The organism is Paraburkholderia tropica (assembly GCF_014171495.1).
In the GTDB taxonomy this organism is placed as follows: Bacteria; Pseudomonadota; Gammaproteobacteria; order Burkholderiales; family Burkholderiaceae; genus Paraburkholderia; species Paraburkholderia tropica.
In genome coordinates, this window is record NZ_CP049137.1 from 1,102,704 (window position 1) to 1,129,343 (window position 26,640).

Annotated in this window: 15 protein-coding genes; 8 read left to right on the forward strand and 7 right to left on the reverse strand. The window is 64.9% G+C overall.

Features of this window, described 5'->3' with window-relative positions:
- Positions 1 to 35 precede the first annotated feature (35 nt).
- From G5S35_RS35320 to G5S35_RS35340, 5 genes are all read left to right on the forward strand, one after another.
- The gene (locus G5S35_RS35320; protein ID WP_065064163.1) at positions 36 to 1,256 is read left to right on the forward strand and encodes a pyridoxal-phosphate-dependent aminotransferase family protein; all 1,221 of its coding nucleotides are present in this window, start codon (positions 36 to 38) and stop codon (positions 1,254 to 1,256) included.
- Between the two features lie 141 nt (positions 1,257 to 1,397).
- Positions 1,398 to 4,499, forward strand: a complete 3,102-nt coding sequence (locus tag G5S35_RS35325; RefSeq protein ID WP_183040160.1) for an FAD-binding and (Fe-S)-binding domain-containing protein — start codon at positions 1,398 to 1,400, stop codon at positions 4,497 to 4,499.
- 124 nt (positions 4,500 to 4,623) lie between these two features.
- Positions 4,624 to 5,910 carry an MFS transporter gene (locus G5S35_RS35330; RefSeq protein ID WP_074983048.1) on the forward strand — a complete coding sequence of 429 codons (1,287 nt, stop codon included), beginning with the start codon at positions 4,624 to 4,626 and terminating at the stop codon, positions 5,908 to 5,910.
- A 33-nt stretch (positions 5,911 to 5,943) separates the two neighbouring features.
- Positions 5,944 to 6,759, forward strand: a complete 816-nt coding sequence (locus G5S35_RS35335) for an enoyl-CoA hydratase/isomerase family protein (RefSeq protein WP_074983355.1) — start codon at positions 5,944 to 5,946, stop codon at positions 6,757 to 6,759.
- Positions 6,760 to 6,787: 28 nt separating this feature from the next.
- Positions 6,788 to 7,996 (forward strand): CaiB/BaiF CoA transferase family protein, encoded by a 1,209-nt coding sequence (locus tag G5S35_RS35340; protein WP_237181946.1) that lies wholly within the window; start codon positions 6,788 to 6,790, stop codon positions 7,994 to 7,996.
- Positions 7,997 to 8,024: 28 nt separating this feature from the next.
- On the opposite strand, the gene G5S35_RS35345 is transcribed toward G5S35_RS35340, so the two are convergent.
- Together G5S35_RS35345 and G5S35_RS35350 are read right to left on the reverse strand one after the other, a co-directional pair.
- The gene (locus G5S35_RS35345; protein WP_183040161.1) at positions 8,025 to 9,338 is read right to left on the reverse strand and encodes an MFS transporter; all 1,314 of its coding nucleotides are present in this window, start codon (positions 9,336 to 9,338) and stop codon (positions 8,025 to 8,027) included.
- Between the two features lie 286 nt (positions 9,339 to 9,624).
- Positions 9,625 to 10,326 (reverse strand): carboxymuconolactone decarboxylase family protein, encoded by a 702-nt coding sequence (locus G5S35_RS35350; RefSeq protein ID WP_183040162.1) that lies wholly within the window; start codon positions 10,324 to 10,326, stop codon positions 9,625 to 9,627.
- Between the two features lie 272 nt (positions 10,327 to 10,598).
- Here G5S35_RS35350 and G5S35_RS35355 point away from each other — a divergent pair, with 272 nt between their 5' ends.
- Positions 10,599 to 11,609, forward strand: a complete 1,011-nt coding sequence (locus G5S35_RS35355) for an aldo/keto reductase (RefSeq protein ID WP_183040163.1) — start codon at positions 10,599 to 10,601, stop codon at positions 11,607 to 11,609.
- A gap of 33 nt (positions 11,610 to 11,642) precedes the next feature.
- On the opposite strand, the gene G5S35_RS35360 is transcribed toward G5S35_RS35355, so the two are convergent.
- The 5 genes from G5S35_RS35360 to G5S35_RS35380 all read right to left on the reverse strand — a co-directional run bounded on the left by G5S35_RS35360 (position 11,643) and on the right by G5S35_RS35380 (position 16,765).
- Positions 11,643 to 12,548, reverse strand: a complete 906-nt coding sequence (locus tag G5S35_RS35360; protein ID WP_065064176.1) for a LysR family transcriptional regulator — start codon at positions 12,546 to 12,548, stop codon at positions 11,643 to 11,645.
- A 102-nt stretch (positions 12,549 to 12,650) separates the two neighbouring features.
- A complete protein-coding gene (gene dbpA / locus G5S35_RS35365) occupies positions 12,651 to 14,048 on the reverse strand; it encodes an ATP-dependent RNA helicase DbpA (RefSeq protein ID WP_183040164.1) in 1,398 nt (465 codons plus the stop codon).
- Between the two features lie 300 nt (positions 14,049 to 14,348).
- A complete protein-coding gene (locus tag G5S35_RS35370) occupies positions 14,349 to 15,002 on the reverse strand; it encodes a DsbA family oxidoreductase (RefSeq protein ID WP_065064179.1) in 654 nt (217 codons plus the stop codon).
- 162 nt (positions 15,003 to 15,164) lie between these two features.
- Complete coding sequence (locus G5S35_RS35375) at positions 15,165 to 15,764, reverse strand: CGNR zinc finger domain-containing protein (protein WP_074983039.1); 600 nt, start codon at positions 15,762 to 15,764, stop codon at positions 15,165 to 15,167.
- A 98-nt stretch (positions 15,765 to 15,862) separates the two neighbouring features.
- Positions 15,863 to 16,765, reverse strand: a complete 903-nt coding sequence (locus G5S35_RS35380; protein ID WP_065064183.1) for an alpha/beta fold hydrolase — start codon at positions 16,763 to 16,765, stop codon at positions 15,863 to 15,865.
- A gap of 365 nt (positions 16,766 to 17,130) precedes the next feature.
- On the opposite strand from G5S35_RS35380, the gene G5S35_RS35385 reads away from it, so the two are divergent.
- Entirely contained in the window at positions 17,131 to 26,220 is a 9,090-nt protein-coding gene (locus G5S35_RS35385) for a hemagglutinin repeat-containing protein (protein WP_183040165.1), read from the forward strand.
- Positions 26,220 to 26,612 carry a hypothetical protein gene (locus G5S35_RS35390; protein WP_065065595.1) on the forward strand — a complete coding sequence of 131 codons (393 nt, stop codon included), beginning with the start codon at positions 26,220 to 26,222 and terminating at the stop codon, positions 26,610 to 26,612. Before G5S35_RS35385 ends, G5S35_RS35390 begins: the two co-directional genes overlap by 1 nt.
- The last annotated feature ends 28 nt before the right edge of the window (positions 26,613 to 26,640 follow it).

The following is a 26,640-nucleotide window of genomic DNA, read 5'->3' on the forward strand; positions in this document are numbered from 1 at the left end:
TGACTTCCGACCTTTCCTGAACGTGGGACGCCTTCATGCTGAAACTCGACTTCCATCCCGCCGGCCGCCATTTCCTGCAGATTCCCGGTCCGAGCCCTGTGCCGGACCGCATCCTGAGGGCCATGAGCTACCCGACCATCGACCATCGCGGGCCTGAATTCGGCGCGCTCGGGCTCTCCGTGCTCGACGGCATCAAGAAGATCTTCAAGACCGCGCAGCCCGTGGTGATCTATCCGGCCTCGGGCACGGGCGCGTGGGAAGCGGCGCTCACCAATACGCTCTCGCCGGGCGACACGGTGCTCATGTACGAGACCGGCCACTTCGCGACCCTGTGGAAGAAGATGGCCGAAAGTCTCGGCCTCAAGCCTGAATTTCTCGGCTTGCCAGGCATCGAAGGGTGGCGGCGCGGCGTGCAGGCCGACCAGATCGAGGCGCGCCTTCGCGCGGACACGGGCCACACGATCAAGGCCGTCTGTGTGGTGCACAACGAGACTTCGACGGGCGTGACGTCCGATATCGCCGCCGTGCGCCGCGCGATCGATGCGGCAGCGCATCCGGCACTCTTGATGGTCGATACGATCTCGGGCCTCGCGTCCGCCGATTACCGGCACGACGAATGGGGCGTGGACGTGACCGTCTCCGGCTCGCAGAAAGGCTTGATGCTGCCGCCCGGCATCAGCTTCAACGCGGTCTCGCCGAAGGCCATCGCGGCGAGCCGCGAGGCGAAGCTGCCGCGCGCGTTCTGGGCCTGGACCGAAATCATCGACATGAACCAGCAGGGCTACTGGCCCTACACGCCGAACACGAATCTGCTGTATGGCCTCGCCGAAGCGCTCGACATGATTCTCGGCGAAGGGCTCGATAACGTGTTCGCACGCCATCAGCGGCTCGCCGCCGCGTGCCGCGCCGCCGTGCAGGCGTGGGGCCTGGAGATCCAGTGCGCCGATCCCGCCGTCTATTCGCCGGTGCTCACGGGCGTGATGATGCCCGACGGCGTGGACGCCGACGCGGTGCGCAAGCTCATCTACGAACGCTTCGATCTGTCGCTGGGCACCGGGCTCGGCAAGGTCAAGGGACGCATGTTCCGCATCGGTCATCTGGGTGACTGCAACGACCTCACGCTGATGGCCGCGCTGACCGGCTGCGAAATGGGCCTGCGGCTCGCGGGCGTGCCGCTCGCAGGCACGGGCGTGGGCGCGGCGATGGAGTATCTGACCGAGCACGCGGCGCGGCCGGCGTTGAAAGCGGCCGCTTGACGCAGCCAGAAGCACCCAGAAGCACCCAGACGCCGCCTGATGTCGTAATCAGCGCGGCGCGTGCGTTGACGCGCTACGTCACGCACGCGCGCCTGATCTCTCTCGTCCATAACGTTCGGATTCCTGACGTATCGATACGCGATGCTCACGTCCACGCCCAAACCGCTCGTTCAACCGATTCGCCTGATGCCCGCTTCCGCGCGCGCCGCGCTCACGCCGCTGGCCGCGCGCCTCGCGCAGGAGCTGCGCGGCGACGTGCTGTTCGACCGCGCCTCGCGCGGGCGCTACGCCACCGACGCGTCGATCTACCAGATCATGCCGATCGGCGTCGCGGTGCCGCGCGATCAGGACGATCTGCGTCTCGTGCTCGATATCGCGCGCGAAACGGGCACGGCGCTGCTGGCGCGCGGCGCGGGCACAAGCCAGTGCGGGCAGACGGTGGGCGAAGCGCTCGTGATCGACACGAGCAAATGGCTGAACCGCATCGTCGATTTCGACAAGGCCGCGCGCACGGTGACGGTCGAGCCGGGCATCGTGCTCGATCATCTGAATGCGTGGCTCAAGCCGCATGGCCTGTGGTTTCCGGTCGATGTATCGACGGGCGCGCAATGCACGATCGGCGGCATGGCGGGCAACAATTCGTGCGGCTCGCGCTCGATCGAATACGGCATCATGGTGCACAACGTGGCCGCCATCGACGCCGTGCTCGCCGACGGTCACGAAACCCGCTTCGGCAAGCTCTCGGCGATGGCGCGCGATCCGCGCACGCAGGCGCTCGTCGACGGCGTGCGCCGCATCGCCGAACGCGAGCGCGACGCCTTGCGCGAGCGCGTGCCGAAAGTGCTGCGTCGCGTGGCGGGCTACAACCTCGATCTGTTCGATTGCCAGAATCCGCTCGCCTTCGAAGCGGACGGCGAACCCAATCTCGCGAATCTGCTCGTCGGTTCCGAAGGCACGCTCGTGTTCAGCCGCCAGTTGACGCTCAGGCTGTCGCCGCTGCCGCGTCACAAGATGCTGGGCGTGGTGAACTTTCCGACCTTCTACGGCGCGATGGATCTCACGCAGCACATCGTCAAGCTCGGGCCGGCGGCGGTCGAACTGGTCGATCGCACGATGATCGATCTCGCGTTGAGCAATCCCGCGTTCAAGCCCGTGATCGAGCGTGCGCTGGTCGGCTCGCCGCAAGCGGTGCTGCTCGTGGAGTTCGCGGGCGACAACCGCGAGGCGCAGATCGCGCGGCTCGCGCAGCTGGTCGAATTGATGGGCGATCTCGGCCTGCCCGGCAGCGTGGTCGAAATGGCCGACGCCGCCGCGCAAAAAGCGCTCTGGGACGTGCGCAAGGCGGGCCTGAACATCATGATGAGCATGAAGGGCGACGGCAAGCCGGTCTCCTTCATCGAAGATTGCGCGGTGCCGCTCGAGCATCTCGCCGACTACACGAGCCGCCTGACCGAGGTGTTTCATCGACACGGCACGGAAGGCACGTGGTATGCCCATGCGAGCGTGGGCACGCTGCATGTGCGGCCGATTCTCGATATGCGCCGCGACGGCGCGCAGAAAATGCGCGCGATTGCCGAAGAGGCCGCCACGATGGTGCGCGAGTACAAAGGCGCGTTTTCGGGCGAACATGGCGACGGTTTGTGCCGTGGCGAATGGGTCGCGTGGCAGTACGGCCCGCGCATCAATGAGGCATTCGCGCAGATCAAGGCGCTGTTCGATCCGGCCAATCGCCTGAGTCCGGACCGCATCGTCAATCCGCCGAAGATGGATGCCGCCGAACATTTCCGTTTCGCGCCGGCTTATCGCGAGCGCGCGCTCGAACCGGCGCTCGACTGGTCGGCCTGGAATGTCACGCGCGATCCGCTCACGGGCGAGGAGGGCGCGCCGGGCTCGGGCCACGACGCGAGCGCGGGCCTCGCGAAAGCCGTGGAGATGTGCAACAACAACGGCCATTGCCGCAAGTTCGACGCGGGCACGATGTGTCCGAGCTATCGCGTCACGCGCGACGAGCAGCATGTCACGCGCGGCCGCGCCAATACGCTGCGGCTCGCGCTCTCGGGGCAACTCGACGGCGCGGAAGGCGGCGCGGGTGTCGGCGCGGGTGTCGGCGGTCTCGCGAGCCAGGCGGTGAAGGACGTGCTCGATCTGTGCGTGTCGTGCAAGGGCTGCAAGCGCGATTGCCCGACCGGCGTGGACATGGCGCGCCTGAAAATCGAGGCGCGCGCGGCGTGGCAGCGCGAGCACGGCTTGCGCTGGCGCGACCGGCTCGTGGCCTATCTGCCGCGCTATGCGCCGTTCGCGAGCCGCGTGCCGGGCGGCCCGGCCGCGCTCGAACGCCTGCCGCGCGTGGCGGCGTGGCTCAAGCGGCGCATCGGTCTGGCCGAGGCGCGCGCGCTGCCCGAGATCGGGCGTCCGTATCTTGCACAGCAGCGCGACCGAAGCGGTCAACGCGATCAAAGCAAGTCTGACTCGACAACGTCGACGCGCGAAGTCCTGCTCTTCGTCGATACCTTCAACAACTATCTCGAGCCCGCTGTTGCGCGCGCCGCGCAGCGCGTGCTCGAAGCGGCGGGCTATACGGTGCATCTGAATCAGCGCGCGGGCGAGCGTCCGCTGTGCTGCGGACGCACGATGCTCTCCGCCGGTCTCGTCGATGCAGCCAAAGCCGAAGCGCGCCGCTCGCTCGATGCCTTGCTGCCGTTCGTCGAACGCGGCGTGGCAGTGGTCGGCCTCGAACCGTCGTGCCTGCTGACCTTGCGCGACGAGTGGACCGCTTATGGTTTCGGCGAGGCCGCCGCGAAGCTTGCGCGCCACGCGTTCCTGTTCGAAGAATTTCTCGTGCGCGAGCACGCGGCGCAGCGGCTCGATCTCACGCTGCACGCGCTGCCGAAAGCGCGCGCGCTCGTGCATGGTCATTGTCATCAGAAAGCGTTTGGCGCGTTCACGCCGGTGCAAACCGTGCTCGGGTGGATTCCGCAACTGAAGGTGGAAGCGGTCGAGTCGTCGTGCTGCGGCATGGCGGGCAGCTTCGGCTACGAACGCGAGCATTACGCGACGTCGATGGCGATGGCCGAACTCTCGCTGTTGCCCGCCGTGCGCGCGGCCCAGCAGGCCGGCGACGCGCTCGTGGTCGCCGATGGCACGAGTTGCCGTCATCAGATCGCCGATGGCGCGGCGGCGCGCGCGCTGCACGTTGCGCAGGTGCTGGAGCGTGCGCTGCATCCGCACGCCGCGCAAACGTAGTCGATACACGCAATTGCCACACTCAGTGACCACACGTAGTCGAACAAGCAGTCGCATCACGCTACAGCAGTGAGCCCGCGCGCCGCATCCCCGCGGACGCGCCATGACTAAACAGGAGACGACGATGTTCCGCCGAGCCACCACACGCGTGCTGCTCTTGCTGTGCGCGATGTACCTCATCACCTACGTCGACCGCGTCAACGTGAGCACGGCAGCGAGCCAGTTCGCGGCCGAACTGCATCTCTCGCATACCGAAGTCGGCATCGTATTCTCCGCGTTCGCGTATCCGTACCTGCTGTTCCAGATCATCGGCGGCTGGGTGGGCGACCGTTTCGGCCCGCGCCGCACGCTCGCGGTATGCGCCTTGATCTGGGCGGGCGCGACCGTGCTCACGGGTCTCGCGGGCGGCTTCGCGTCGATGATCGTCGCGCGTCTTCTGCTCGGTCTCGGCGAAGGCGCAACCTTTCCGACCGCCACGCGCGCGATGTCGAACTGGATGCCCGCCGACCGGCGCGGCTTCGCGCAGGGCACGACGCACGCCGCCTCGCGCATCGGCAACGCCGTCGCGCCGCCGCTGATCGTCTGGCTCATGCTGATGTCGGGCTGGCGCGGCGCGTTCATCGTCACGGGCGTGGTGAGTTTCCTGTGGGCGCTGCTGTGGATCTGGTATTTCCGCGACGATCCGCGCGCGCATCCGCGTATCACCGAAGCCGAATGCGCCGGGCTCGAACGCTACACGGGCGCGAAGGAACGCGAACCGGTGCCGTGGCGTCGCCTGGCCGCGCGCATGTCGCCGGTCACTGCCGTGTACTTCTGCTATGGCTGGGTGCTGTGGCTGTTTCTCGGCTGGATTCCGCAGTACTTCCTGCACAACTATCACATGCAGCTCGGCAAGTCGGCGCTGTTCGCCTCGGGCGTGTTCTTCGCGGGCGTGCTGGGCGACTGGATCGGCGGGTCGGTGACCGATCGCATCCTCAAGAAAAGCCAGAATCTGCGTCTCGCGCGCAACGTGATGGTGGGCGTATGCATGTTCCTCACGCTGCTGTCGCTCGCGCCGATCCTGTTCGTGCAGAACGTGACGGTCACGCTCGCTGCGCTGTGCCTGAGCGGCGGCTTCTTCTTCAACGAAATGACGATCGGGCCGATGTGGGCCGTGCCGATGGACATCGCGCCGAAGCATGCGGGCACCGCGAGCGGCATCATGAACACGGGCTCGGCGGCGGCGGCCATCGTGAGCCCGGTGGTGGGCGGCTGGCTGATCGACCGCACGGGCAACTGGAATCTGCCGTTCACGGTGTCGATGGCGATCATGGCGGCGGGCATCGTGCTGTCGTTCACGATGCGTCCGGATCGCGCGCTCGACAGCGCCTCGCGTTCCGCCGACGGCGCGCATGCGCATACCGCGGCGTAAGGTGCGATGCCTGCGCAATCAGGAGGAGTCATGATGAATGATGAAGCCACTCATGAAGCGGTGAACGGCCGCATCCGCGTCGATCGGGACGAGCGCGACGACGCCATCGCCATCGTCACGATCGACCGGCCCGCGAAGCTCAACGCACTGACGCGCACGCTCTGGCGCACGCTGGGCGATACCTTCGAGACGCTGTCCGCCGATGCGTCGCTGCGCTGCATCGTGCTGCGCGGCGCGGGCGAAAAAGCGTTTTCGCCGGGCAACGATATCGGCGAATTCGCCACCGACCGCTCGAACGTCGAACAGGCGCGCGAATACGGCGCGCTCATGCATCGCACGCTGAATCTGATCGATGCGTGTCCCGTGCCCGTGGTCGCGATGATTCACGGCATCTGCGTGGGCGGCGGGCTGGAACTGGCCGCGCTCTGCGATCTGCGGATCTGCGGAGAATCGAGCCGTTTCGGCGCGCCGATCAAGAACCTCGGTCTCGTGATGGCGCATGCGGAACTCAACGCGCTGCTGCGTCTCGCGGGCGAGGCCGTCGCGCTGGAGATCCTGCTCGAAGGCCGCATTCTCGACGCGCGCGAAGCGCTCGCCAAAGGGCTCGTCACGCGCGTCGTGCCCGACGCCGAGGTGAGCGCGCACGCGCTCGACACCGCGCGGCGCATCGCGGGCGGCGCGCCATTGGTCGCGCGCTGGCACAAGCAGTTCGTGCGCCGCGCGCGCAACCCGGCGCCGCTCAGCGAAGCGGAACGCGACGAAGGCTTTGCGTGCTTCGGCACCGAGGACTTCCGCATTGGCTACCAGGCGTTTCTCGCAAAGTCGACGCCGCAATTCAAGGGACGCTGAGATGAACGTTGAGGAGCACGCAGCGCCGATGAAGCAGGGCGCAGGACCGCTCGCGGGCATGAAGGTGATCGAACTCGCGCACATCATGTCGGGGCCGGTGTGCGGCATGATGCTCGCCGACATGGGTGCGGAAGTCATCAAGGTCGAGAAGATGCCGGGCGGCGACGATTGCCGCCGTTTCGCGCCGATCCTCGCGAGCGGCGAATCGGCGTCGTTCATGATGGTCAATCGCGGCAAGCGGGGTATCGCGCTCGATCTCAAGACCGAGGGCGGGCGCGCGGTGCTGCGCCGTCTGCTCGCGGACGCCGACGTGGTCACCGAAAACTATCGTCGCGGCACGATGGAGAAACTCGGCATGGGCTACGACACGCTCAAGGCCGACAATCCTGGCCTGATTTACTGCGCGATTTCGGGTTATGGCCGCAGCGGCCCGTATGCGGACAAGGGCGGCTTCGACCTCATCGCACAGGGCATGAGCGGGCTCATGAGCATGACCGGCGAGCCGGGGCAGGCGCCGATCAAGTCGGGCTCGCCCGTCACCGATATCAACGCGGGCATACTCGCGGCGCTGGGCATTTGCGCGGCCTATGCGGGGCGGCAGGTGACCGGCCTCGGGCAGATGGTGGACACGTCGCTGTTCGAAGCGGGCTTGCAGCAGATGTACTGGGCGTTCGCGAATTATTTCGCCGACGGCACGGTGCTGCAGAAAGCGGGCTCGGCCAATCCGACCAGCGCGCCGTATCAGGCGTTCGAAACGCGCGACGGCTGGATCAACATCGGCGCGGCGAATCAGAGCAATTACGAGCGCCTGGTATCCGTGCTGGCGATTCCCGGTCTCGCCGACGACGCGCGCTTCGCCACCAACGCGGGCCGTCTCGCTCATCGGGCCGATCTGGTGGCGATCTTGAGCGCGCGCCTGCGCGAACGCAGCACCGCGCAGTGGCTAGCGACCTTCGATGAAATCGGTTTGCCGTGCGGGCCGGTGCTTAGCGTGCCGGAAGCCGCCGCGCACGAGCAGGCGATGGCGCGCGGCATGATCGTCGAGACCGAGCATGCGCTGGCCGGGAAAATGTCGGGCATCGGCTTGCCGATCCATTTTTCGCAGTCGCCGACCACGCACGCGCGGCCAGCGCCGCTCTATGGCGAACACACGCGCGACGTGCTCGGCGAGCTGGGTTACGACGCGGCGCAGATTGCCGCGCTGGAGCAGGAAGGCGCGGTGACGGCCGCGCCTTGAATGCTGTTTTGTGCCTTGTTTCCGGGCCTCATACGGCGTGCGTCTCCACGATCGCGCGTCGCGCCATGAACCAGTAGAACAGCGCGGCGCAGCCCGCGATCGCGCCGCCGATCACGAAGGCCAGCAGATACGAACCCGTGCGATCGACGATGAAACCCGCCACGACCGGCGAGAACGCGCCGCCGAAATAGCCGCCGAAATTCTGGATTGCGCTGACCGAGGCGATCATCGAATTCGGCGCGATGTCGCCCGCGAGCGCCCACGCGTTGCCGATGGTCGCCGCAATGCAGGCGAGGCCGAGCGTCATCAGCGTGACGGTGGCGCCGATGCTGTCCACGAACGGCAACGCTACCGCGCAAACGGCCGCGCCGAGCGAGGTCACGACGATCATCAGACGCTTGGCGACGATCGGCGTGGCGATGCCGCCATCGACGAGCCTGGTGGCGACGAAGCCCGCCACGATCTCGCCCACTGCACCGCCGAACCACGGAATGCTCGCGTAAAGACCGAGTTGCACCAGCGTGATATGAAAGCGGTCGAGCAGATAAAGCGGCAGGAACACGAGGAAGAGATTCCACAGCCAGATCGCGCAGAAGTAGCCGAGTATCATGCCCCAAACGCTTTGCGATGCGAACAGCGAGCGCCATTTGATGGGCGCGTTCGCGAGCGATTGCTCGTGGCCGCCGCCGCCCGCTTCGATATAGGCGAACTCTTCGCGCGAGAGCCGCTTGCTCTGCATCGGATTGCGATAGAGCAGCAGGAACAGCCCGGCGAACACGATGCCGATCGCGCCGGTCACGTGAAAGAGCGAGCGCCAGCCGAACGCGATCATCAGCGCGACGAGCACGGCGGGCGCGAGCGCCGGGCCCCATTTCGACGACGAGTCCCAGATGCCGGTCGCGAAGCCGCGTTCCTTGGCGGGAAACCAGGCGGCGGTGATTTTCGCGGACGTGGGCCAGCACGGCGCTTCGCCCACGGCGAGCAGCACGCGCATCACCACGAGCCCCGCGATGGAGCCGACCACGCCCGTGAGCCACGTCGCCACGCTCCACCAGATCATGCCGACCGCGTAGGCGCGCTTCGCGCCGAAGCGGTCGATGATCCAGCCCGCGGGCAATTGCATGACCGCGTAAGTCCACGCGAACACCGTGCCGAGCAGACCGATCTGCGTGCGCGTGAGGCCCAGATCGTGAATCATGCCGGGCGCGGCGATGGCCAGATTGGCGCGGTCGAGATAATTGATGATGCCGCCGATCAGCAGCCAGATGAGCACGCGCCAGCGGAAATTCGCGCGCGTGGTGGCCGCGGCTGCGCTCGCGGGCGTCAGCACCTTGTTGTCCATCGTGTCTCCTCCTGTGTGGTCTGCGTGAGCCCTGGGCGGTTCGGCGCGGGCCGAGGGAGGCGATTCGCCCAGAATGTGGGACGCGCCGCGATTTCATGCCTTGTTTTCAGGCATGAAATCGCCGTGACGCGTTTGCAGACCATTCTGCGCTATTGGACGCGCAGCGGGAAGAGGGAATGAAAATTCGTTGTGAGGGAAGCGAAAGAGAGCATCGACGGTGAGCCGCGCATGACCTAATCAGAACGCATGGCTCGCCGCATCGAAATAATCAGGATGCCGGAATAAATTACGCGCCGCGTCGTTCGAACACTTCCTTGAATACAGGCATCGCCGAGAACACGTTCGGCCAGCCCGAATAGAACGCGAGTTGCGTCAGCGTTTCCGAGGCTTGCGCTTTCGTGAGACCGTTGTCCATCGCGCGATTCAGATGGTAGGTGATCTGCGCGGCCTGACCGTTGGCCACCAGCGCCGTCACGGTGACGAGGCTGCGCTCGCGCGGCACGAGGCCGGGGCGCAGCCAGAGGTCGCGAAAAAGCGCGTCAGTGGTGTATTGCACGACGCCGGGTGCGACGTCGTCGAACAGTTGCGAGACGAGCGTGGCGCGTTGCGCTTCGGCGGCTTCGTCGAGCGGCAACGGTTCGCGCGCGGCGTCGGCGAGTTGGCTGGCGCCGATCCCGCGCTCCTCGAATACGGGCAGCGCCGCGGCCACGGCCGCGCTCGCGTTCGCCCAGCCCGCATAGAACGCGAGATGGGTGACGATCTCCGCGATTTCGGCGGGCGTCACGCCGTTATCGAGCGCGAGCCGCAAATGGCGCGGCTGCTCGACGACCTGATTGCGCGCGACGAGCGCCGCGTAGGTGACGATGCTGCGTTCGCGCGGCGTGAGTTGCGGGCGCTTCCACAAGCCGTTGAGCACGGTCTCCGACGTGTAGCGCGCGAAAGCGGGCGCGACGGCTTGCATGTCGGCGAGAGAGGGCGTTTTCTGCATGATCGATATCCTGGGCTGGGGAGGGCGCAAACGCGATATTTCTATCAGATCCGATCGTTTTTATTGAGCCCGTCCGGGCGCATGCCGTTATGAACGCTATTCATGAATCGCGGGCGGATTGGTTTCGCGGCGCGCGAAGTCCGCGTCAGTCTATTGATGAATCGCATTCATAAAGCCATGCCGTGAGTCGGTATTTATTTCATCGCCGCCACGCTTTCTAATAGGCGAGTACGCCGTCGACGGGACGCGCAGCAACCTTGGAGCAAAAGCGAATGGATTATCGAAATCTGGGCCGCAGTGGATTGAAGGTGTCGCCGTTGTGTCTGGGCGCCATGATGTTCGGTGGCGAAACCGACGAGGCGACGTCGGTGCGCATCATCGACAAAGCCTTCGATCAGGGCATCAATTTCATCGATACGGCGGACGTGTATCACGCGGGCCGTTCGGAAGAGATCGTTGGCCGCGCCATTGCCGCGCGCCGCGACGACTGGGTCGTCGCCACCAAGTTCGGTTTTCCGGCGGGTCCGGCACAGGGACCGAATCAGCAGGGACAATCGCGCAAGTGGATCTTTCAAACGGTCGAGGCGAGCCTCAAGCGCCTCGGCACCGACTATATCGACGTGCTGTATTTCCATCGCGCGCTGCCGGATCTGCCGCTCGAAGAAGGCGTGCGCGCCGTGGCCGATCTGATCCGCCAGGGCAAGGTGCGCTATTTCGGGCTGTCGAATTTCCGCGGCTGGCGCATTGCCGAAGTCGTGCGTCTCGCCGATCAACTCGGTATCGATCGTCCGGTGGCGAGCGAGCCGCTTTACAACATCGTCGATCGCACGGCCGAGGTCGAGCAGTTGCCCGCCGCCGCGCATTACGGCCTGGGCGTGGTGCCGTACAGCCCGCTCGCGCGCGGCGTGCTGACGGCCAAATATGGCGTCGATACGCCGCCGCCCGCCGACAGCCGCGTGGGCCGGGGCGATCGCCGTATCCAGCAGACCGAGTGGCGGCCCGAGTCGCTGCATATCGCGCAGCAGATCGCGAAGCATGCGGCCGAGCGCGGCACGAACAGCATCGCGTTCGCGCTCGCGTGGGTGCTGAACAACCGCTGCGTGAGTTCGGCGATTGCGGGGCCGCGCACGGAGGCGCACTGGGACAGCTATCGGGCCGCGCTCGATTTCAAACTGGACGCCGACGACGAACGCTTCATCGACAGCCTGGTGCCGCCGGGTCACGCCTCGACGCCGGGTTATACCGATCCGGGTTATCCAGTCGAAGGCCGCAAGCTCGTCTGAATGCGTAGCGGAGTGCGCGTCTGAATGCGCGTCCTAGGCCGCCGCCTGGCTGCGATAACGCAGCGCATCGATCACGAGTCCGAGCGCGCGCGACGACTGGCGGCGGCTCGGATAGAACGCGTGGTAGCCCGGAAATTCCGGGCACCAGTCTTTGAGCACGCTTTTGAGCGCGCCCGCGCGCACGTACGGCAGCGTCACGTCCTGCGGAATGAACGCGAGGCCGAGGCCCGCGAGCGCCGCGTTGAGCATCTGCGGCACGGTGTTGAAGGTGAGCTGGCCGTCCACACGCACGGAAAGCGCCTCGCCGTCACGGCCCAGTTCCCACGCATAGAGACCGCCCGCGCTCGTGAGGCGCAGCGTGATGCAGTCGTGTTTGAGCAGATCCTGCGGCGACTTCGGCGCCTTGCGTTTCGCGAGGTAGTCGGGCGAGCCGACGATCGCCATCTTCAGATCGGGCGCGATACGCACGGCGATCATGTCCTTCGCGACCTGGTCGCCGCCGCGCACGCCGATGTCGTAGCGTTCGGCCACGATATCGCGCAGACCGTAATCCACGTTGATTTCGAGTTTGATGTCGGGATACTGCGGCAGGAATTGCTTGAGCTTCGGCCAGATCACCGTATCGACGCAATGATCGGTCGCGGTAAGGCGGATCGTGCCGGCCGGTTTGTCGCGCAGGTCGGCGAGCGCGGCGAGTTCGGCGTCGATCTGTTCGAAGCGCGGCGAGAGCGATTGAAACAGGCGTTCGCCCGCTTCGGTGGTGGAGACGCTGCGCGTCGTGCGCGTGAGCAGGCGCAGGCCGAGCCGCGTTTCGAGCGCGCGGATCGTGTGGCTCAGCGCCGATTGCGACACACCCAGTTGCGCGGCCGCACGCGTGAAACTGCGTTCGCGCGCAACGGCGAGAAAGGCCAGGAGATCGCTGAAATTTTCGCGCGCCATGTGAGTTCCGGATTCGCAGACAGTGCTGCGCATCGTACCACCGGCGATCGCGCGAGGCGGGGCGCCGCGCGTTGCACGCGGGCCGCCGCCAGGGCTGTTACGTCACTCGTCCATCAGACGCGCGCGGACCTTCTTGCCCTTCACCTTGCCGGCGTTGAGCTTGCGCACGGCGTCGCGCGCGACGCTGCGCTCCACGGCTACATAGGTCGAAAAATCGGTCACGTTGATCTTGCCGATCTGCGCGCCCGTGAAGCCCGCTTCGCCGGTGAGCGCGCCCAGCACGTCGCCGGGGCGGATCTTTTCCTTGCGGCCGCCCAGAATCTGCACGGTTTCCATCGGCGGCAGCAGCGGCGCGTCGCTGGCGGGCTTGAGTTCGGCGAGCGGATGCCATTCGACTTCGCGCTTGAGCGCCTGCTCGATGCCGCCCACGCGACCCATTTCGTTCATGCTCGACAGGCTCAGCGCCCAGCCGTCCTGATCGGCGCGGCCCGTGCGGCCGATACGGTGCACGTAGACCTCGGGATCGGGCGTCACGTCGACGTTGATGACCGCTTCGAGCTGGGCAATGTCGAGACCGCGCGCGGCCACGTCGGTCGCCACGAGCACGGAGCAGCTACGGTTCGCGAACTGGATCAGCACCTGATCGCGATCGCGCTGGTCGAGTTCGCCATGCAGCGCGAGCGCGTGAAAGCCCTGCGCGCGCAGCACGTCGAGCAGGTCGCGGCATTGCTGTTTGGTGTTGCAGAACGCAATGGTGCTGACCGGGCGGAAGTGGTTGAGCAGCATGCCGACGGCATGCAGACGCTCGTCTTCGGTCACTTCGTAGAAGCGCTGGCGGATCTTGCTGTCGTCGTGATGCTCTTCGAGCTTGACTTCCTTCGGATTGCGAAGGAACTGTTGGATCAGCTTCGCGATGCCTTCCGGATAGGTGGCCGAAAACAGCAGCGTCTGGCGCTCCTTCGGGCACTGACGCGCGACCTTGGCGATGTCGTCGAAGAAACCCATGTCCAGCATGCGGTCCGCTTCGTCGAGCACGAGCGTGTTGAGCGCGCTCAGGTCGAGGCTGCCACGTTCGAGGTGATCCATGATGCGGCCCGGCGTGCCGACGACGATGTGCGCGCCATGCTCGAGGCTCGCGGTTTGCGGACGCATGGGCGTGCCGCCGCACAGCGTGAGCACCTTGACGTTTTCTTCCGCGCGCGCGAGGCGGCGGATTTCCTGCGTCACCTGGTCGGCGAGTTCGCGCGTCGGGCAGAGCACGGCGGTTTGCACGTCGAGGCGGCGCACGTCGAGACGGGCGAGCAGCGCGAGCGCGAACGCGGCGGTCTTGCCGCTGCCCGTTTTCGCCTGGGCGATCAGGTCGTGGCCGGCGAGCGCGAGCGGCAGGCTGGCGGCCTGGATCGGCGTCATCTCGACGTAGCCGAGGCGCGCGAGGTTCTCGAGCGTGGCGGGCGCGAGCGCAAGCTCGCTGAAGGGCGTGGCGGTGGGTGATTTCGTCATACGGGGTCTCGCGCCCTAAGGCGTGGGCAGCGCGCGGCGCGGGCGGGCGCGCTGCAGGATGGATCAGGCGGCGACGGAAAGTCGCGCGTCGCGCAATTTTACCGGATGCGCGCGGGTGGACGGTTCCGGCGTGCTGAAACGGGCGGAATCGGCTGGCATTGGCTGGAATGGTCCGCGATCGCGCCGGACCGGGCGGGGACGGGAAAAGACGCAGGCCCGGCGCGCGGATCTCGCGGCGCCGGGCCTGGAGCGGGTTCAGGCGGCCATCAGACGGGCATCAGGCGGGCATCGACAGATGGCTCAAGCCTCTTTCGCCGCTTCGGCGAGGATCTGCCGGATCGCGTTTTCGAAGGTTTCCACCGGCTGACCGCCGCTGATCAGATACTGCTCGTTGAACACGATGGCCGGCACCGACTGGATGCCCATCGCCTGCGCCTGCTGTTCCTCGCCGCGCACTTCGTCGGCATACGCGCCGGTTTCGAGCACCTCGCGCGCCTTTCCGGCGTCGAGCCCGACCGATTGCGCGACGGCCACCAGCACCGCGTGATCGCTCATGTCCTGGCCTTCGCCGTGATAGGCGCGCAGCAGCGCCATCTTGAGCGACACCTGCCGGCCTTCCAGACGCGCCCAGTAGAGCAGGCGATGCGCGTCGAAGGTGTTGTAGATGCGCGTGCGCGGACCGAACGTGAAACCGACGCTCTCGCCCCGCTCGCGGATCGCTTCCTGAGTCTCGGCGATCTGCTCGGGCGTGCGGCCGTACTTCTTGCCGAGATACTCGACGATGGATTCGCCGTCCGGCCCCATGTCGGGGTTCAGTTCGAACGGATGGACGGTCATGCGGGCCTCGACGGAATCGCCGAGATTGGCGAGCGCGCGTTGCAGCGAGCTGAGGCCGATCGCGCACCACGGGCAGGCGATGTCGGAAATGAAGTCGATTTGAAGCGCTTGTGTCATGGCGATTCCGGGAAATGGACGAGATGAACGAGTGGCAGCCTGCGGCGTGCGCATGAGACGATGGCTCGACGCCGCGGCAATGGCGCAAGGTTAGCCCGAAACGTCGATCTCTGCTGGGCGCGGCCGATTCGCGTTTGCGCCGGATCGGCCTTGCTGCCCGCGTTATTGCTGGCGGCGGCGGAACGCGGCAACCTTCGCGCGGTTGCCGCACATCGCCATGCTGCACCAGCGCCGCCGGTGCGATTTCGTGCGATCGAGAAAGTGCAGCACGCATTCGGGGTTCTCGCACTGCTTCACGAGCGCGAAATCGGCCTCGCAGACGAGCTGCGCCACCGCCGCGCTCAGTGGTGCGAGCACCTGCTCGGGCGTGCCGTGCGCATGCCGCTCGACGAGGCGCGGTTCGCCGCTTTCGTCGACGACCAGCTCCAGCGTGCGCGGCGCGTGCGCCAGAAAACGGTTGAGCGCGCGCGGATCGAGCGGCTCGCCCGCGCGCCGCGCGTCGATCAGCGCGCGCGCCGTTTCGCGCAGATCGCGCGCCGCTTCGAGCAGCGCATGCGCCTTGAGACGCGGTTTTTTCGCGGCGGCGGCGAGATCGTGGCGCGCGAGCCAGGCGGCCACGTCGGCGTCGCTTTGCCAGTTGTCGATCAGTTCGCCGTCGACGAGCTGCACCGTATTGAGCGCGTCGAGCGCCGGATGGCCGCCGAGAAAATCGACTTCGCCGTGGTCGTGCGCGTCGCTGCCGTGCGCTGATGCTGCGTCCATATCCGCTTCCTCCTTCGTGCGCTTCGTGCGCTTCGTCCGAATTGTAACCGTTTTTGGCGTGATTATCTGGTTACGCCGGATACGGACGCCACGCGTTGTTACGCCCGCGCCCGCTCCATCAACTCGCCGATGCCCGCCGCGATCTCATCCACATGCGTTTCGAGCGCGAAGTGGCCGGTGTCGAGCATCGTCACGACCGCATTCGGATTATCGCGGCGATACGCCTGCGCGCCCGGCGGAATGAAAAACGGATCGTGCTTGCCCCAGATCGCAAGCGTGGGCGGCGTGTATTCGCGGAAAAACGCCTGAAAACGCGGATAGAGCTTCAGGTTCGACGCGTAATCGAGGAACAGATCGAGCTGAATGTCCTTGTTGCCCGGACGCTCCAGCAGCAAGGCGTCGAGGTAATACGCCTCGGGTTCGACCGTCGACGGATCGGCCACGCCGTGCACGTATTGCCAGCGCGTGCCTTCCAGATTCAGCACGGCGTCGGCGACGACCTGGCGGTTCGCGGCGCTCGGATCGGCCCAGTAGCGGCGGATCGGATCCCACGCGTCGCCGAGACCTTCCTCGTAGGCGTTGCCGTTTTGCGAGACCAGCGCGCTCACGCGCTCCGGATACTTCAGCGCGAGGCGCAGGCCGACCGGCGCGCCGTAATCGAACACGTAGAGCGCGTAGCGTTCGAGGCCGAGCGTATCGACGAAAGCCGCCGTGGTGGCCGCGAGCGCGTCGAACGAATAGCGATAGTCGCGGGCCTCTGGCACCTGCGTGAAGCCGAAACCCGGCAGGTCGGGCGCGATCACGCGATAGCGCGCGGCGAGGCGCGGAATCAGGTGCCGGAACATATGCGACGACGACGGGTAGCCGTGCAGCAGCAGGATCACGGGCGCGTCGGCGGGACCGGCTTCGCGATAGAAAACCTGTACGCCGTCGGCTTCGACGGTTTTCAGTGCGACGGCGGGATATGTGGGCAATGCGGCGGTCGATGCAGTGGCGGACATGTCGGGGCTCCGGTGGGTGTCAGATTTTGAAACCGGTAAAACGTCGAATTGGTGGTTTCATTGTGTTCGCGAATTTGTAACCTGTCAAATTATTTTTAGACGGTTACTTTGTTGGATGGGGTGATGCGGGGGAATCGGATGGGATTCGATGAGAGGAGGCCGCGCGCAGTCTTTTGCCTGCTTGCGACATCAATCCGGCGACGCGTAATGACGCTGACTGAGAGCTAAGCCGATCTCAAAACGGTGGGCAATCAGAAAAGTTCGATTTGCCGAAAACCGTTGTTTCTCGCGCGATGCGACATCGACCGGCGCGAGTGCGCAGCTAATTTACGGATCGCACAAATTAGCTGGGCGAATAACTAAAAGTGAACAAGACACGCTATCGACTCGTATTCAACCGGACGCGGGGGATGCTCGTTGCCGTCGAGGAAACTGCCACGGGGGCGGGCAAGAAAAGTGGACAGACGCGCGCAAATCGTGCACGGCGTCGCGTGGTGTTTACGCTAAGGCAGCTTGCGTTCGCGGCGCTCGCGCTGGCCATGCCGGCACTGTCCAGCGCACAGATTGCAGGCGGCGGCGCACACGCACCCAACGTCATCCAGACGCCGAACGGTATTGAACAGGTCAACATCAACCGTCCGTCTGGTGCAGGCGTCTCGGTCAACACGTATAACCGGTTCGACGTGCAGCAGCGCGGCGCGATCCTGAACAACTCGCCGACGATGGTGCAGTCGCAACTCGGCGGCATGATTAACGGCAATCCGAACTTCGCGCCGGGACAGGCCGCGAAGGTCATCGTCAATCAGGTCAACAGCGCGAGCGCGTCGCAGTTCAATGGCGCGCTTGAAGTCGCGGGCCAGCGCGCGAATGTGATTCTGGCGAATCCTTCGGGGATATCCGTCAACGGCGGCACATTCATTAACACGAGTCGCGCGACGCTGACCACCGGCACGCCGAACTATGCGGCAGACGGTTCCGTGTCGGGCTTCAATGTCACGGGCGGCAACATTGCGATCAGCGGCGCGGGCCTGAATGCGTCGGACGTGGATCAGGTCGATCTGCTGTCGCGCGCCGTGCAGGCGAATGCGGCGGTCTACGCGAAGACGAACCTGAACGTCGTGACCGGCGCGAACAGTGTCGACTACAACACCCTGAACGCCACGCCTATATCGGGCGACGGCCCCGCGCCGGGTGTGTCGATTGACGTAAGCAATCTCGGCGGCATGTACGCGAACCGCATTGTGCTCGTTGGCACGGAAGCCGGCGTCGGCATTTCGCTCAAGGGCATCACGGCTGCACAATCCGGCGACCTCGTGCTGACCTCGGCGGGCAAGCTCGTGCTTGCCGGTCAAACGAATGCTAGCGGCAACATCGTCGCGAGCGCGCAGGACATCGACAACAGCGGGACAACCTACGCGCAGCAGAACGCCAACCTCTCCGCGTCTGGCGCGCTGACCAACAGCGGCATGATTGCCGCGCAGCAGAACACGAGCGTGAACGCCGGTTCGGTGAATTCGACCGGCACGCTCGCGGCAGGCGTGAACGGCGACGGCTCGCTTGCGCAAACCGGCGACCTGAACGTAAGCGCATCCGGCGCGATCACGGCGACCGGCCGCAATGTCGCGGGCGGCAACGCGAGCGTAAGCGGCTCGGCGGTCGATCTCGCGGGCGCGACGAATTCCGCGAACGGCTCGCTCATACTCGCGGCAAACAGCGGCGACCTGAACCTGTCCGGCGCAAGCACGACCGCGGGCGGCACGCTCGACGCACGCGCCGCAGGCACGCTCACGAACGACAACGGCGCGATGTCGTCGGGCAGCGCGCAAACCCTCACGGCCGGCGCGCTCTCGAACCGCGCCGGCCAGATCGTTTCAGGCAGCACGCTGACCGAAAACGTCGCGGGCGCGACGAACAACCAGGGCGGCACGATGCAGGCCGCGGGCGCGCTTGCCGCGTCGAGCGCATCGCTCGACAACTCGGGCGGCCACGTTGCGTCGCTGAACGCAGACGGCGTTTCCCTTACGACGACCGGCCTGCTGAACAACGGCGCGGGCGGCACAATCGGCGGCAATGGCGCGGTCAACGTGCAGGCCGGACAGATCGCTAACGCCGGGTCTGTCACGGCGGTCCAGAGCCTGATTGCGCGCGCCGTGCAGACCCTGTTCAACAGCGGCACGTTCGCGACCAACGCGGACATGACGCTGTCGGCCGGGTCGACGCTCACGAACGCGGGCCAGTTCGGCGCGGCCCGCTTGCTCACGTTGTCGGCTGCTACGTTCGACAACAGCGGCGGCGCATCGAGCGCCAGCCAGTTCACGCTGCACGCCGCCAACCTCGTGAATCGCGGCGGCACCCTCACGCAGACCGGAACCGGCGCGATGACGCTCGACGTGACCGGCACGCTCGACAATTCGAACGGCACGCTGCAAACCAACAGCACGGACCTGACGATTGCACCGGCTGCGCTCGATAACGACGGCGGCACGATCACGCACGCCGGGACCGGCAAACTGTCGGTCAATGCGGACAACGGCGCGGGCGCAATCTCCAACGTCGGCGGAAAGATCGCCACAAACGGCCAGGGCGTGATCCAGGGCGGCGCGCTGGATAACGCGTCCGGATCGATCATCGGGCAGAACGGCCTGACGGCAACGGTCGGCGGCGCGCTGAACAACACGAACGGCAAACTGCTGTCGAACACGGACACGAGCCTCACGAGCGGCGCGCTCAATAACAACGGCGGCCAGATCGGTGCAGGTACGAGCGCGAGCATCAACACGGGTTCGCTGACCAACAGCGGCGGCTCGATGGTCGCGCCGAATCTCACGCTGACGACCACGGCGACGCTCGACAACAGCAGCGGCGATATCGAAGCGAACCAGCTCGCGCTGAAAGCGGCCGACCTGCTGAATCGCGGCGGCACCATCACGCAATATGGCGCGTCGGCGACAGGCTTCGATGTCAGCGGCACGTTCGACAACTCGAACGGCGGCACGCTGCAAACGAACAGCACGGATTTCACGCTCGCACCCGGCGCATTGAACAACGATGGCGGCTCGATCATCGACGCCGGCACGGGCACGCTGACCATCAAACCCGGCAACGGTTCGGGCAGCTTCTCGAACGTCGGCGGGAAGATCATTTCGGCGGGCCAGATCGACGCCCAGGCTGCGAGCCTGAACAACGCGAACGGCGTGCTCGCTGCGCAAGGCCGGATTGCGGCGAACATCGCGGGCGATCTGAACAACTCGCAGGGCTCGGTTCGCTCGCTCTCGTCGCTGACGCTCGCGAGCGGCGGCACGCTGACGAACACCAACGGACAGATCCAGTCGGGCACAGGCGCGGCTGGCGACACCGGCACGTTCCGCATTCAGGCCGCAGCGCTCGACAACACCAACGGCCTCGTCAGCAATCTCGGCACGGGCGACATGAACGTGCAAGGCGGCAGCCAGACCGTGAACAGCGGCGGCGTGATCACCGGCAACGGTAACGTGGCCGTGAATACGTCGGCGCTCCTCAATACGCAGAACGGTCAGGTCAGCGGCGCGGGCGTCACGGTGCATGGCGATACCGTCGACAACAGCGGCGGCAAGATTGGGAGTTTCGCAGGTTCGAATGGCGATGTCGCGATTACGACGACAGGCGCGGTCACGAACGCGAACGGCCAGATTGGCGCGACGCATGATCTCGCCATCAACGCAGCCGCGCTCACGGGCGGCGGCAGCTACAGCGCGGCCAACGATGTCGCTGTGACCGTGCAAGGCGATTTTGCGCCGACGCCCGATGTCCGGTTCAATGCCGGTCACGACCTGACCTTTACCCTGCCGGGCACATTCAGCAACAACGCGCTCGTCGAAGCGGCGAACAACCTGAACGTCAACGCGGCCGACGTGCAGAACCGCGGCGTCATGATGGCGGGCGGCACGCTCGCGACGCATTCAAACACGCTGGAAAACACGGGCACGATGGTCGGCGGCAGCGTTTCGCTCAACGCGACGCAATCGCTGACCAACACGGGGCCGACTGCGCTGATTGGCGCAACCGACAGCGACGGCACGCTCGAACTGCTGTCGAACGACATCGAAAACCGCGACGACACCACTGCGACCGATACGCAGGCGACGACGGCGATTTATGGGCTCGGCAAGGTGGTGCTCGCGGGCGGCAAGGACGCCAACGGCAACTATACGAACGCGGCCCTGATACGCAACCAGTCAGCGCTGATCGAATCGGCCGGCGACATGGAACTGCACGCGGGTCAGGTGACGAACACGCGCACGACGATGACGACCACCGGCCTGAACCAGCCGGTCGACCCGGCGCTGCTCGACAGCCTCGGCATCAGCCTGTCGGGCTGCACGTCTACCGTTGCCGCGGCCTGCTCGGCCGGTCACCCGTTCGTCGGCTGGACGAGCGGCGACGCGAGCCTCATCGGCGGTATGCCGGTCGATCCGCCGCACGGCGGCCAGTGGAACAGTGGCTGGCAGTACACGACGTACACGGGCGTGGCGGTCGCAAACCTGATTGCGGGCATCAGCCCTCAAGGCCAGATCATTGCCGGGGGCAATCTCGATGCCGCGTCGGTTGGCCTCTTCGAGAACCACTGGAGCGCGGTCGCGGCAGTCGGCAACATCGCGGCGCCGCAATCGCTCGACCAGAACAGCTGGCAGGGTCAGACGGCACCGGGCATGCAGGTCACGTACTCGGGCTACTTCCATTACACGAACTATGACCACAGCATCAGCGACTGGACGCTGCCGTTCGGCGATGCGCCGTTCAGCGGCTCGCGTCCGGGCGGCTATACGCAGGCCGCGCCCGCTGATATCCGCAATTACGCGCTGCCGTCGTATGAGTCGAGTTTCGTCGCGGGCGGCACGCTTTCGGGCAACGGCATCAGCATCGACAACACGGCAGGTAATGCGGGCGTGCCTTCGCTGAATCTCGCGCCGGGTCAGATGACTTCGGGCGTCAGCGTCAACGGCATCAGCGGTAACGCGAGCGGCGGAGAGTCTGGCGCGGCATCGGTGAATGGCGGCTCGGGCATGGTCAATCCGGCCATTGCCAGCGCCACCGCGCAGAACGTCCTGCAAAACCTGTCGATTCCCCAGGGCGGACTGTTCAGCCCCGCGAGCGCACCGGGCGCAACGTACCTCATCGAAACCAATCCGGCGTTCACGAACCAGAAGACGTTCATTTCGAGCGACTACTACCTGCAACAGCTTGGCCTGAATCCGCAGACGACGATCAAGCGTCTTGGCGATGGCTTCTACGAACAGCAACTCGTTCGCAACCAGATTACGTCACTGACCGGCAAGGCGGTACTCGGCCCGTACACCGACCTTCAGGGCATGTACGAGTCACTGCTTGCAGCGGGCGCGTCGCTGTCGAAGTCGCTCGACCTGCCGCTCGGCATGAGTCTGACGCCTGAACAGGTGGCGGCGCTGACCAGCAACGTCATCATCATGCAGACCGAGACCGTCAACGGTCAGCAGGTTCTGGTGCCCGTCGTCTATCTCGCGAAGGCCAGCCAGCAGAATGTGAACGGACCGCTGATCGCGGCAACCGACATCGACATCCAGAACGCGCAGACCTTCACGAACAGCGGCACCGTGCAGGCTGGAAACACGATGTCGATTCAGGGCGAGCAGATCGACAACGCGTTTGGCACGCTGCAAAGCGGCGGCCTGATGTCGCTGACGACCAAGGGGAATGTCGACCTGACTTCGGCGACCGTGAATGCGGGCAGTCTCGCGCTGAATGCGGGCGGCGACCTGCTGCTGAACACGGCGGTCAAGACGGTCGATCAGGTGAGCGCCACCGGCGCGACGCGCACCACGACGACGCTCGGGCCGATTGCGAACCTGAACGTGGCAGGCAATGCGGTCATCGTCACGGGCGGCAACGTCGAGCAGAACGCGGGCAACCTGAACGTCGGCGGTAGTCTCGGGATGTTGGTCGGCGGCAACTACGATATCGGCTCGGTGCAGACCGGCGAACACAAGATCGTCGAGCGCGCGAACGGCGTGTCGAATACCGACATCAACCAGGTAAACGGTAGCTCACTGAAAGTTGGCGGCATTTCGCAGATCGCCGTGACCGGCGACCTGAACGCGTCAGGCGCGAACATCAACCTGGGCGGTGGCGGTGTCGTCGCGGCGAAAGGTAACGTGAACCTGGAAGCGGCCAAGTCCACGTCAACGGTCGATAGCAACAGTTCGGGCAAGGACGGTCACGGCAGCTATTCGGAGTCGTCGCACCTCTCGGACGATACGCTCACCGCAACCACCCTCAACGCGGGCAATTCGCTGACCGTGGCAGCGGGCAAGGACGTCAATGTAACAGGCAGCACGATCAGTCTCGACAAGGGCACGGCGGCACTCGTCGCAGGCGGGAACGTCAACATTGGCGCGGCGACCGAAACGCACGTCGACAACAGCCAGGAACAGCACAGCCACAGCACCGTCGTGAGTGGCATGAAGGTATCGAGTTCGAGCGACACGATCGCTACGCTTTCCAGTGGCAGTCTCATCTCTGCGGACAGCGTATCGGTGAAAAGCGGCAAGGACATCAACGTGACCGGCAGCGCAATTGTCGGCACGAACGATGTGAACCTTGCGGCTGCGGGCAATGTGAACATCAACACGTCACAGGACACCTACTCATCGCAAAGCAGTGTCCAGAAGCGCGAAACCGGCTTCCTCTCGGGACTGAATCCCGTGAACCAGCTTGACGGTGGGCTGCAAGGCTATTCAATCGGCGTGCGTAAGCAGACCGATGCACAGCAGTCGACGCAGGTCACGAACAACGCAAGCACGGTCGGTTCGATCAACGGCAACCTGAACATTTCTTCGGGTAACGACCTGCACGTCACCGGCAGCACGTTGCACACGGGTAATGACGTGAACCTTGCCGGCAAGACGGTCACCGTAGATGCCGCGCAGAACACGGCCACGCAAAGCGAGCAGCAGTCATTCAGCCAGACGGGTATCACGGCGGGTATCAGCAGCTCTGTTATTGCGGCTGTGCAGACCGCGAACCAGATGCGCAAGGACGTCCAGAAGACGAATGGCGATGCGCGTCTTGATGCGCTCGCCGCTGCAACGACGGGGCTTGCCGGAAAGAATGCCTACGACGCTGTCGCGAGCGATCCGACCCACCTTGGCGGTATCGGCATCAACGTGTCGCTCGGCACGAGTCACAGCAACAGCAACACGGCTGGATCATCATCAACCGCAGCGGGCAGCACGATCAGCGCGGGTCACAACGTCAATATTGCTGCGGCGGGCGCAGGCGCGAATAGCAACATCAACGTGACCGGCAGCGATATCACGGCGGGCAACAATGCGACGCTCAACGCACAAGGCAACGTCAATCTTCAGGCTGCACAGAATACCGACAGCACGCAGAGCACGAACAGCGGATCGAGCGGCAGCATCGGCGTGACCTTCGGGGTGGGTCAGCAAAATGGCTTTTCCATTCAGGCCGGCGTGTCCGGCACGAAGGGCAACGGCAACGGCAGCGACACCACGAACACGAACACGCATGTCACGGCGGGCAATACGCTGACGATCCAGTCGGGCGGTGACACGAATATCAAGGGCGCGGTGGCAAGCGGCGCGGAGGTGGTTGCCAACGTCGGCGGCAACCTGAACGTCGAGAGTCTTCAGGACACGAGCCACTTCGACTCGAAGCAGACGAGCGGCGGTGTTTCCGTCAGTGTGTGCGTGCCGCCGATCTGTTACGGCAGTTCGAGCGCTTCGGGGAACTTCAGCCAGGACAAGCTGAATAGTAACTACGCGAGCGTTACCGAGCAGTCAGGCATCAAGGCTGGCGACGGTGGATTCCAGGTCAACGTCAAGGGCAATACGGACCTCAAGGGCGGTGTTATCGCCAGTAGCGACGCGGCAGTCGATAGCGGCCTGAACAGCTTGACCACGGGGACGCTCACGCACAGCGACATTGAAAACCGCGCGTCGTATAGCGGCTCGTCAATCGGCATCAGCGGAGGCTACGGCGGCGACATCGGCAAGACGCAGCAAGGCACGGCGACGAACGTCAATCCCGTGCCGGGTACGACCTTGCCGAGCGCGGGCGGCGTCACGATGGCGCCTCCTGTCGCGTTGAGCGCATCGGGTGACGCCAGTTCGACCACGCGCAGCGCGATCAGCGGCGGCGCGATCCATGTGACGGACGGAGACAAGCAGCAGGCGCTGACCGGGCAGACTGCCGATGAGGCAGTTGCAGGTCTCAGCCGGGACACGAACGGCACGCAGGCGACGATTGCGCCGATCTTCGACAAGGCCAAGATCGAAGCCGGGTTTGATATCACACGCCAGTTCATAAATGAGGCTGGGACATTCGTGAACAACCGCGCGAAGGAAGCGGACGCGGCGAAGAAGGCGGCCAACGATCCGAGCCTGACACCGGACCAGCGCGCAGCCGCGCAGCAACAGGCGGACCAGTTGAATGCGGAATGGGGACCGGGCGGCTCGTATCGTCAGGTGATGACCGCTTTGACAGTGGCCGCTGGTGGCAACGTGACGGGTGGCATGGGACAGTTCGCGCAAGGCGCTGCGGTCGCGTACCTTCAGGAACTCGGCGCGAATCAGGTCAAGCAGATTGCAGACTCGCTGGATAGCGAGACGGCTCGTGCTGCGCTGCATTCGATTGTGGGTTGTGCGGGCGCTGCGGGTTCCGGCGCGAGTTGTGGCGCGGGCGCAATGGGCGCGGCGGCGAGTTCGGTGATTGGCTCGCTGCTCGGGCCGACGACGAATATGTCGGCCGCAGATCGCGAAGCGCGTGAGAATCTGGTGACGAGCCTGGTAGCGGGAATTGCTGCTGGCGGTGGCGTGAATGCTGCGACTGCGACAGGTTCGGCGCAGATTGAGGCGGAGAATAATCAGCTTGCATCGGTGGCCCCGCCTCCGTCGTGGTTGCCGGGACTGATCAAGCTGCCGGGGTTCAAGGGCGAGACGGCTGGTAAAGGCGATGGCGTCATTGCTGACCCAGCAACGGAACTTGACCCATCGGCGAAGGCTGGCCCATTGGTTACGCCCGATCCGGGGCCAGGGAAGATGGAGGCGCTGATTACCGCGCTCACGCCGGACTGGCTGAAGGACGTTGTCAATGGGCCGACGACGATGGCCGGGTATAAGCCGAATGCATCCGCAGTTGGTAATATGAAAGAGTTTCTCAATAGCCCCGGGTTTGGCTCGGATTTGTCAGATGCTTCGCGCAAAACCAGCCGACAGGTCGACGGCCAGAGCGTCTATAAGGCGACTGATGATGTTGGTAGCATTGCAAAGGGTGATCTTTTCTATCTCGATGGTCAACATATGGATCATCTGGAAGTCTTTGACAGTAGAGGCAATTTTAAGGCCGTCGTGAATCTTGATGGAACCGAGAACGCGAACAAGACCGACGCGGGTTCTGGCCGAAAAATCAACGTTAAGTGATGAACATGGATCTCAATCGAATCAAGCTGTTGATACAAAGCCTTGCACGTGCGCATGGACTGACCGAGGATGATCTGAACCACTATAACGAGGCCGAAGACGACAATGATTGGCATATCGCCTGGAAGCACAATCAAACTGCGTTATTTAATAAGCGTATTGAACGTCTTGAGTCGGCTATAGACCTGTATGAAGCGGCGGTAGCGAAAAATGACAAGCTTGCTGCAAAAGCCGGTCTCATACATGCGGGCATCCAGCTTCAAAGCTTGGCAAGTTTTTTTGATGGAATGACGCACGACGTTAAGAAGGCGTATGGTGATCCGCGCTTTGGCTGGCCACAGTTCCCAGACGATCAGTGGAAGGTTCCTCCTGAGTATGGATTCAAAGAATAGTTTTGTTCACGCGCGAGCGGGGGATTCA

Coding starts and splice junctions, on each gene's coding strand:
- G5S35_RS35320 (WP_065064163.1), top strand. CDS start 36: ATGCTGAAACTCGACTTCCATCCCGCCGGCCGCCATTTCCTGCAGATT.
- G5S35_RS35325 (WP_183040160.1), top strand. CDS start 1,398: ATGCTCACGTCCACGCCCAAACCGCTCGTTCAACCGATTCGCCTGATG.
- G5S35_RS35330 (WP_074983048.1), top strand. CDS start 4,624: ATGTTCCGCCGAGCCACCACACGCGTGCTGCTCTTGCTGTGCGCGATG.
- G5S35_RS35335 (WP_074983355.1), top strand. CDS start 5,944: ATGAATGATGAAGCCACTCATGAAGCGGTGAACGGCCGCATCCGCGTC.
- G5S35_RS35340 (WP_237181946.1), top strand. CDS start 6,788: ATGAAGCAGGGCGCAGGACCGCTCGCGGGCATGAAGGTGATCGAACTC.
- G5S35_RS35345 (WP_183040161.1), bottom strand. CDS start 9,338: ATGGACAACAAGGTGCTGACGCCCGCGAGCGCAGCCGCGGCCACCACG.
- G5S35_RS35350 (WP_183040162.1), bottom strand. CDS start 10,326: ATGCAGAAAACGCCCTCTCTCGCCGACATGCAAGCCGTCGCGCCCGCT.
- G5S35_RS35355 (WP_183040163.1), top strand. CDS start 10,599: ATGGATTATCGAAATCTGGGCCGCAGTGGATTGAAGGTGTCGCCGTTG.
- G5S35_RS35360 (WP_065064176.1), bottom strand. CDS start 12,548: ATGGCGCGCGAAAATTTCAGCGATCTCCTGGCCTTTCTCGCCGTTGCG.
- dbpA (WP_183040164.1), bottom strand. CDS start 14,048: ATGACGAAATCACCCACCGCCACGCCCTTCAGCGAGCTTGCGCTCGCG.
- G5S35_RS35370 (WP_065064179.1), bottom strand. CDS start 15,002: ATGACACAAGCGCTTCAAATCGACTTCATTTCCGACATCGCCTGCCCG.
- G5S35_RS35375 (WP_074983039.1), bottom strand. CDS start 15,764: ATGGACGCAGCATCAGCGCACGGCAGCGACGCGCACGACCACGGCGAA.
- G5S35_RS35380 (WP_065064183.1), bottom strand. CDS start 16,765: ATGTCCGCCACTGCATCGACCGCCGCATTGCCCACATATCCCGCCGTC.
- G5S35_RS35390 (WP_065065595.1), top strand. CDS start 26,220: ATGAACATGGATCTCAATCGAATCAAGCTGTTGATACAAAGCCTTGCA.